The 2,179-nt window shown below is 34.8% G+C and carries 3 protein-coding genes; all 3 read right to left on the bottom strand.

The window, feature by feature from the left end:
- Positions 1-327 precede the first annotated feature (327 nt).
- The 3 genes from OZD62_RS00125 to OZD62_RS00120 all read right to left on the bottom strand — a co-directional run bounded on the left by OZD62_RS00125 (position 328) and on the right by OZD62_RS00120 (position 2,141).
- Positions 328-1,605 carry a DEAD/DEAH box helicase gene (locus OZD62_RS00125; protein ID WP_275019163.1) on the bottom strand — a complete coding sequence of 426 codons (1,278 nt, stop codon included), beginning with the start codon at positions 1,603-1,605 and terminating at the stop codon, positions 328-330.
- A complete protein-coding gene (locus OZD62_RS06080) occupies positions 1,560-1,661 on the bottom strand; it encodes an SNF2-related protein (protein ID WP_338063126.1) in 102 nt (33 codons plus the stop codon). The genes OZD62_RS00125 and OZD62_RS06080 overlap by 46 nt, the downstream gene beginning before the upstream one ends.
- Before the next feature lie 186 nt (positions 1,662-1,847).
- On the bottom strand, positions 1,848-2,141 hold the full coding sequence (locus tag OZD62_RS00120; RefSeq protein ID WP_275019162.1) for an SNF2 helicase-associated domain-containing protein: 294 nt from the start codon (positions 2,139-2,141) through the stop codon (positions 1,848-1,850).
- Positions 2,142-2,179 lie beyond the last annotated feature (38 nt).

Below are 2,179 nucleotides of genomic sequence, written 5' to 3'. Positions count from 1 at the left end.
TGAAAAAATTAAAAACTTTTTTCTTTGGAGGAGTTTGGCCTACCTATTAATGATAATCTTTTCAAGCCATCTGTAAAAATGAAAAGTTTCTGAAAACGGCAATTACTTTTTGGTTCATGAATAGAATTATTAAAGATGCTTTTTATTCAAATTTTAAAGGGCATTACAGGTGCTAAAGGGTACAGTTTAAAGTGGAATCACTTTAAAACGTAATTACAGGCTTTTTGCCTACCAATGAGACATAAAGTACGAAATATAAATCTTTGTCTCTATTTTGAACTATTAGCGGTAGTTAGCTGGTTCTTTACATTAAATAACTCAGCTATATTATAGTGCATTTTTTATATTAACTAAATCTCTTAATTGATCGTTGTTAAATTCTGTAATCCAACTCTCGCCACTACTTATAGTTAGGTTTGCTAATTCCTTCTTGCTTTGAATCATCTCATCAATACGCTCTTCAAATGTACCTGTTGAAAGTAGCCTGTACACCATGACATTACGTTCTTGCCCGATACGATAGGCCCGATCTGTTGCTTGTGCTTCCACTGCTGGATTCCACCATAAATCGTAATGTATTACATGGTTTGCCGCTGTTAAATTAAGCCCTGTTCCACCAGCTTTTAAAGACACTATAAGAATGTTGGACTGGAATAAGTTTTGAAAGTCATTAATCATTGTATCACGTGCTTTTCTAGAAAGTCCTCCATGTAAAAATGGCACTTCTGATTCAAACCTTTCTTCAAGTAGCCTAGCTATAATCTCACCCATTTCAGTGTATTGAGTAAATATCAATGATTTTTCTGCAACTTCACCAATACTAATCAATATTTCCTCAAGCATCTGCATTTTACCGGATTGTTCAATACTCGCACGCTTTTTCTTGCCAAACTGTGATGGATGGTTACAAATTTGCTTTAAAGCATTGATAAGTTTAAAGATTAGTCCCTTACGTTCAATCCCTTCACTTTTTTCTATCTTCTCCATAGTTGTATCAACAACCTTTTGATAAAGCGCTGTTTGCTCTGAAGTGAGGGAACAATAACGATTGTTCTCAATTTTATCTGGTAAATCCTGAATAATGCTTTTATCACTCTTAAGCCTACGTAACATAAAAGGGCTAGTGATTTTCATAAACCTTTCTAGACAAGTTTTATCTCTTGCTTTTTCAATCGGTGTTGCAAAGCTGCTTTTAAACTGCTTAGGAGTACCAAGATAAGATTTGTTGATAAAGTCAAAAATGCTCCAATACTCAAGCAACCTATTCTCAACAGGCGTACCACTCATAGCTATCTTATGTTTTGCTGCAATAGTTTTAATTGCCTTGGTTTGTTCGGTATTAGGATTTTTTATATTTTGTGCTTCATCAATCACGAGCAAAAACCAGCGAATTTTATTAAGTTCTTTTTTATCACGACGTGCAAGACCATAGGATGTTAGAGCTACATCATAATCACTTGCCAATTCTCGATTTTGTCCGTGATAGACGAAAAGCTTTAATTCTGGTGCAAAACGTTCCATCTCTCGTTGCCAATTACTTAATATGCTTGTGGGAGCTACTACCAAGACTCTGTCCCGATCCAAAAACCCTGTATTTTTGCACACAGAATAGCTGCTATAACCTGTAATGTTTTACCAAGACCCATATCATCAGCAATTATGCTACCAAACCCGTTTTCTATGTTCTGTACAAGCCAACTAAATCCACGTTCTTGATATGGGCGTAGTTGTGCTATTAGATTATTTGGTGTAGTAACAGGTGTGTAAGTATTAAGTTTATTAAATAAGCTTGTAAGCTGCTGGTCAAATGCTACTTTAGTTTCATTTACTTCTCCTGTTAGAGCAGCTTACATAAGCTCTGCTTGACTTAAATAATCAGGCAATTTATCAAGTTTTTTTAATAAAGCTTCTACCTCTTTGTCATCCAAAAGGACGTACTGATCGACTATTCGCACAAGCCCTCGGGAATCTTTTAGCAATTTTTTAAATTCTGTAACGCTTAGTTTTTTATCTCCTATTGCTACTTTCCAATCAAATTTCAATAAATTTTCCAGCGTTAAAAAGCTTTCGCGATCTTCTTTTATTTTATCTTTAGTAGACAAATTAAGACTTAGAGGTTGTCCGGAAACTAGTAAATTCAAGCATATTCCCTCTTTAACATAACCCTACTCATAGCTAG

The sequence above is a fragment of the Wolbachia endosymbiont of Drosophila seguyi genome, from assembly GCF_028981765.1.
Classification (GTDB): Bacteria; Pseudomonadota; Alphaproteobacteria; order Rickettsiales; family Anaplasmataceae; genus Wolbachia; species Wolbachia pipientis.
The sequence above is the reverse complement of the archived record's forward strand: the minus strand, read 5'-3'. Positions and strand labels throughout refer to the sequence as shown.